Genomic DNA, 6212 nt, shown 5'->3' on the forward strand with positions numbered 1-6212 from the left:
CGCCCAAGGCGGCCCCCGCCCGTCGCCGCCCGCAGATCGCGAAGATCGCCCAGCGCGTCATCCCGCACGACCTGCGCCCGGTCGAACTGCGGGACGAACTCATCGAGTTGGGGAACCTCTTCCGCGCCTACCAGAAGCGCGAGCAGCCCGACCTCTCGGTCCTGGCCGACCTCCAGGAACGCAAGGCGCGCGCCTTCGTCGCATGGGCGGACGCCACCTCGGAGGGCGTCCTGCGCTTCGAGGCGCAGCGCGCCGAGCAGGCCGCCGCGACGATCCGCATGCAGCACGAGCAGCGCACCGGCACGGGCACCGGCATCGCCTACAGCGGCCCCGTCGACGGGGTCATCGACGGCGACGGCCCGGCCGTGGCCCGCCTGCTGACGGGCCTGACCCAGTGGGAGCACGCGCGCGCGGTCCTGGCGTACGTCGCCGAGCACGCGCCCCTGCCAGGACCTGAGGCCCGGCTGGCGGTGCTGATGCTGACGCTGCGGACGGCGCACACGGGCACCGGCAACCTCGTCGGCCAGGACCTCAACGGGCTCGGCCTGACCGATCCGCAGGCCCTCGTCGAGGAGCTGACCGGCAGCGGCTGGCTGGAGATCCCCGGTACGGCCGAGGAGTTGCTCGCCTCCCGCCCGGAGAACCCCACGCCGATCACGGTCCCCTCGCTGGTGCCCCCCGAGGACGGGGCGGGGCCGTTCACGTTCGGCAAGAAGATGCGGCCCAAGCTCTCCGGCTGGGCCCAGCGGGTCGTCTCGGACAAGAAGCTCCGCAAGAAGAAGGCGCCGGCCACCACCCGGCTGCTGACCCTGGCGCTGGCCGCCCAGACCGACGCGTCGGGCCGCCTCGGCCCCGGCGGTGGCGGCATCGCGCTGGACCGGCTCACCGCGTGGGTCCCGGTCGACACCGCCGAACTCAAGGACCTGGTCGAGCAGTTGACGGCGGCGGACTGGCTGGCCGAGGCCGACCTCACGGACACGCACCTCGCGGGGCAGCTGTCCGAGCGGGTCCTGCCTGTCAGTTGCCCGCTGCGCAAGGCGGAGTCGGCGCCGGAGGCGGGCGAGGCGGAGTGAGAGGAGCCCCGTGCCCGGTCACGTGCCGGGTACGGGGCTCCTGTCGCCGTCGGCGTGGCTAGCCGCGCTTCACGTCCTTCGCGTCGCACGCCACCTTGTTCCGGTTCGGGTCCAACCCCAGCGGATCGTCACCGCCGTTGACGGTCAGCCGCCCGTACTCGTTCTGCGCGAGCCACGCGCAGCGCGCGGCCGTCGTCTTCGGCACGTCGGCCGGGAAGGCGGTCGGTACGCAGACGTTGGCCGAGCCGTAGTGGCGGTCGCAGCCGGAGACGGTCGGACTGACCTTCTGGGACGGCCTCTTGACGCCGGGTCCGGTGACCTTGCCGGTCAACTTGGCGGCGAAGTCGTGGACATGGGGAGCGGCCTCGGTCTTGGCGAGGGCCTTCGGGCCGGTCAGGTGGACCCACTTCGCCACCGAGGGAACGCCGTTGGCGTCGACCGCGAACAGCATGTACCAGCCGGGCGGCGCCAGGTTGGGGTTGCTGGTGACGTTCAGGTCGACGTTGTTGCCGTCCACCGACAGCGGCAGGTCCACGAACCGCTGGTTGGGGTCGGAGGAGTGCGTGACCGCCGCCGGGCGGATCAACTCGGCCTTGGCGATGGGCCGGTCGACGGTGATGCGCTGGGTGTCGCCGTACTGCCACTCGGTGTCGATGAGTGACGTGATCGCCGGACGCGGACCCTTGAAGAGGTAGGGCGGCGAGTAGACGGACACGTCGTGGTTCCAGGTGCCGTTGCCGGGGTTGTCGCCGGTCGTCAGGACCCGGCCGTCCGGGAGGAGTACGGCGGAGGAGTGGTAGCCGCGCGCCTCGGGGTCGGCGGCGACCTGGTCGAACGTGTTGGTCACCGGGTCGTACAGGGACGACTCGTACACGGGGTTGGCGCGGTTGTGCAGGGCGCCGCCGGTCTCCAGGACCTTGCCGTCGGGCAGGAGGACCGCGGAGACGTACATCTTGCCCTGGGCGCCGGTCTGCTGGACGGGTCCGTTGCCGAGGTCGACGGTGCCCTGCGGGATCGGCGGGCCGGCGACGTACGACGGGTTGGGCTGCTTGAGGTCGATGACGTCGGTGAGGCGGTTGCCCTCGGGGTTGGAGTCGATGTTGCCGCCGCCGAGGGTGAGGACCTTCTGGTCCTGCGCCGGAGGCAGGAGCACGCTGGCGGACTGGTCGCGCTCGTCCTTGTTCTGGAGGCCGGGGATCTGGGTGACGGTGTTCGCGTCGTAGTCGTAGACCGCCGAACCCGTCCCCGGGATGTTGTTCCCGAAGACGTGGCTGCCGGTGTAGAAGAGCCGGCCGTCCTGCATGAGGACCATCGCCGGGTACAGCCCCCAGTACGACCAGGTCTGGTTGACCCGCCACAGCGGCAGCCACTGCTGCTCCGCGTCGGACCAGCGCTCGGCGGTCACCGACCCGGAGGAGTCCTCGCGCAGCCCGCCGAAGGAGAGCACGTCACCGTCGCCGAGGACGGTCGCGGACGGGTACCAGTGGCCGTCGTTCATGTCGTTGGTCTTGCTGTACGCCTCGGTGACGGGGTCGAAGACGTACGAGTCCTTGTACCCCTCGTAGCCGTGGCCGCCGACGACCGGGTACGCCTTGTTGCCGCTCATCACCAGCACGCGCCCGTCCTGGAGCTGGACGTGCCCGGAGCAGAACATGTCCTTCGGCGTGGGGATGACCTTGTACGTGCCGTTCGCCGGGTCGTACACGGCGGAGGTGAACGTGCCGGCCGCGAACTGCTCCTCGCTGTTCCCGGAGCCGGCGATCATCAGCACCTTGCCGTTGTTGAGTACGACGGAGTGCATCGAGCGGACCGGGTTCTGCGTCGGCAGGACGCTCCAACTGCCGTCCGCGCACTGGGCGTTCGTGCCCGTGCAGGTCGGCGGCGGGGTGACGTCCGGGACCTGTTCCATCGTGTAGTCGTCGGTCGTCGCCGAGCCGGTGCCGTACACGGAGACGCCCCAGGTGATCCGGTCGGTGCCGGCCGGGACCTCGGGGGTGCGGACGCTCGCCTGCGTCCAACTCGCCGCGAGGTCCAGGGTCTTTAGGTCGGTCCAGTACTGCCAGCCGGCGGTGGCGTCGTGCCGGAAGAGGGTGACGGCGGTGTCGGGCGTCGTCGACTTGTACCAGAGGGACAGGTCGTACTGCTTGCCCGCCGTGACCGTCGGCGCGCACGCCGCGGACTCGGTGATCAGGGCCTTGCGGTCGCCGTCCACGCGCCGGGTCAGCTCGACCTTCATCGCCTTCGACCCGGAGTGCGCGTCCGGGGTCGCCGTGAACGTGAAGTCGTTGTCACCCCAGCCGGACTTCTCCCAGCAGTACGGCATATCGCCCGAACCAGCTGTCTCGAAGCCGGGGTTGAGGACGAGGTTGGCGGCGGAGGCGGGCTGCGGAGTGGTCAGGAGCAGGCCGCCGGTGAGGCCGGTGACGGCCAACAGGGCTGTTCTCCTGCGGTACTTGCGGGGCAGTTTCATGCGGCTCCCTTCGGGGATGTGCAACTGCCGGACGCCGGGCGACTCTTGACCGGCGTCGGCTGTTTCTGCTTACGCGGTGACGCGCTTCTTCCTCTTCTTCGGCAGGTACACCAACGCCTCGGTCCCCGCGAACCGCAGCACGAACGTCGTCACCAGCGCGAGCGCCGTCGCGGACAGCGCGCCCATCCCGAACCGGTGCACGAACAGGGCGATCAGCGGGATGCGCAGGACGAGGTCCGCGTTGGCGAGCAGCGCGAACCGGCCGACCCGGTCCCACCAGCGGCGGTGTGCGCGCCGGTCGCGGAAGAGCAGGTGCTCGATGAGGACGAAGTTCCAGGCCACGCCGGCCTGGTTGGCGAGGATCTCGGCGGGCAGGTAGTGCAGCCCGGCCCGGGTCAGCGCCCACAGCGCGACCAGGTTGGGCAGGAACCCGCTCAGCCCGATCAGGCCGAAGCCGATCATGCGGGCGAGCGGCGAGGCGGTGCGCAGCCCGAGGAGGTGCCGCAGGAACCGCATCCCTTCCTTCGCCGTGGACTTGGACTCCCCGGCGTACCGCTCCTGGAACACGAACGGCACCTCGGCGACCCGCTGCGGCCTGCCGCGCACGGCGAGTTCGAGGAGGATCTTGTAGCCGAGGGGTTTCAGCCCGTCGGCGCCGACGACGCTGCGCCGGATCGCGAAGAACCCGCTCATCGGGTCGCTGATGCCGCGCAGCCTGCGCGGGAAGAGGGACTTGGTGAGCCAGGTCGCGCCCTTCGAGACGGCGACCCGGTAGCCGCCGGCGAGCCCGGCGCGGCTGCCGCCCTCGATGTACCGGGAGGCGACGACGAGTTCGGCGCCGGTGCGCTCGCCGGACGCCACCAACTCCGGTACCAGGGACGGGGGGTGCTGGCAGTCGCCGTCCATCACGACGACCCAGTCGGCGCCGGCCGCCCGGATCCCCTCGACGACGGCGCCGCCGAGGCCGCCCACCGGCTCCTCGCGGTGCAGGACGGTCACCGGGAACGGGCAGTCCTTGGCGGCGTCGCGGATCACCTCGGGGGTGTCGTCCGTGGAGTCGTCCACGAAGACGACCTCGCAGGGGAGGCTGCGGGGGACGGACTCCCGGATCTGGCGCAGGAGTTGGCGGATGTTCGCGGACTCGTTGAAGGTGGGGACGACGATGGTGACGGCGCCGGGCTCCGGGATGTCGTCTTCGCGGAGGTCGGGGACCGGTGCGGTGTACTCGTGGGTCACAGCGCGCTCCCGACCTTGCGGATCTCGATGCGGTCCTCGCCGACTCCGAACACGGCGACGGGAGTCGAGTGCGTCAGCGCCGCTTTCACGGTCGGCAGGTCGCGCGCGTCGCGCCGTACCGTCGGGGAGGCGACCACGTAGTCGACGTCCTTCCAGCCGTTCGGGAGGGTCTTGGTGACCGCCGGGTCGAGGTCGGCCTTGTAGAACCAGATGGCGCCGAGGCCGGGTTCGTACCCGGCGTGCACGAGGTCGAGCCAGAGCGCGTCGTCGACGAGGACGCGGGTGCGGGCGGGGTCGGCGACCCGGTGGTCCAGCCACTTCGCCGCCGACCGGTAGGGGCCGTTCGCGTCGGCGGTGACGGCGGTACGGTCGCCGTCGTACCAGCGGGGTACGACGTACAGGGCCGCCGCGACGGCGAGGCCCGCCGCGACCGCGTACCGCCCGTACCCGAGCCAGCGGTGCTCGGCGGCGGCGCGCCGCTTGCGCAGGATGGTGTGCGCGAGGGAGGCGACCGCGCCGGCGAGGACCAGGGAGAGGAACGGCAGCGCCTGGATGACGTACATCGCCGGGAGGTAGCCGCCGGGGCGCAGCGCGACGGCCGCGAGGATCGCGACGGCGAGCGAGGGCCCGGCGAGGGCGCGGGCGGTGACCGACCAGCGCCAGGTGAGCAGGAGCAGCAGCGCGCCCGCGAGGCCGCCGACGATCAGGACGCTGTCGTAGTACAGCCAGGACTGCAACACCCCATGCGCGCCCGAGCCGTTGTCGAGGATGAAGCCCGAACCCGGCCTGGTCATCTGGTAGGTGATGCCGTCCCACAGCGAGACGTGCCCGCCGCCGGGGAACAACTCGCCCTTCAGCAGGGCGAAGAGGGGGTAGGAGACGCCGATCAGGACGCATGCGGTGACCGCGCCGGTGAGGGCGAACTTGCGGGTGTCGCGGTGGCTGTGGCGCCACATCGTGAGCAGCACGGCCGGGAGGACGAAGAGCATCGTCTCCTTCGTCAGGACGGCCGTCGCGGCGGCGATCCCGGCGGCGAAGTGGTGCCACAGGTGGCGGCTCGGGGAGGCGGCCAGCGCGAACGCGAGGAGCGTCCACATCACCGCGAGGTTGTCGAGGAAGATCTCCCGCTGGAGGACGACGGACAGCGGCGAGAGCCCGAAGAGGGCCATGCCGAGCCCGGCGGCCCAGCGCGGGAGGGAGAGGCGGCGGCCGAGGACGTACAGCAGGACGGCGCTGGCGGCGGTGATCACGAGCATCGCCGCGCGCATCGAGCCGACGGTCATCGTGCCGGGGTCGAGGGCCTTGGGGATCCAGGTCAGGACGGCCAACTGGAGCCAGCCGAGCGGGGGATGGTCGTACCAGTAGGTGTAGTGGGCGAGGCCCTTGCCCTCCTGGACGGCCCACGCCTGGGCGAGGTAGGTGCCCTCGTCGTC

General features: G+C 71.4%; 4 protein-coding genes. 1 reads left to right on the top strand and 3 read right to left on the bottom strand.

Annotated elements, in window-relative coordinates:
* A partial coding sequence (locus AOK24_RS21520) for a hypothetical protein (RefSeq protein ID WP_055721698.1) occupies window positions 1–1073 on the top strand: 1073 nt, incomplete at its 5' end.
* Window positions 1074–1131: 58 nt separating this feature from the next.
* On the opposite strand, the gene AOK24_RS21525 is transcribed toward AOK24_RS21520, so the two are convergent.
* The 3 genes from AOK24_RS21525 to AOK24_RS21535 all read right to left on the bottom strand — a co-directional run.
* Window positions 1132–3543, bottom strand: a complete 2412-nt coding sequence (locus tag AOK24_RS21525; protein WP_107104009.1) for a galactose oxidase early set domain-containing protein — start codon at window positions 3541–3543, stop codon at window positions 1132–1134.
* A 69-nt stretch (window positions 3544–3612) separates the two neighbouring features.
* A complete protein-coding gene (locus AOK24_RS21530; RefSeq protein ID WP_055721700.1) occupies window positions 3613–4779 on the bottom strand; it encodes a glycosyltransferase in 1167 nt (388 codons plus the stop codon).
* Window positions 4776–6212: ArnT family glycosyltransferase (locus AOK24_RS21535; protein WP_055721701.1), on the bottom strand; the 1437-nt coding region annotated here is incomplete at its 5' end. The genes AOK24_RS21530 and AOK24_RS21535, both read right to left, overlap by 4 nt.

Origin of the sequence: Streptomyces niveiscabiei (assembly GCF_001419795.1) — a bacterium.
In the GTDB taxonomy this organism is placed as follows: domain Bacteria; phylum Actinomycetota; class Actinomycetes; order Streptomycetales; family Streptomycetaceae; genus Streptomyces; species Streptomyces niveiscabiei.

Coding starts and splice junctions, on each gene's coding strand:
- AOK24_RS21525 (WP_107104009.1), bottom strand. CDS start 3,543: ATGAAACTGCCCCGCAAGTACCGCAGGAGAACAGCCCTGTTGGCCGTC.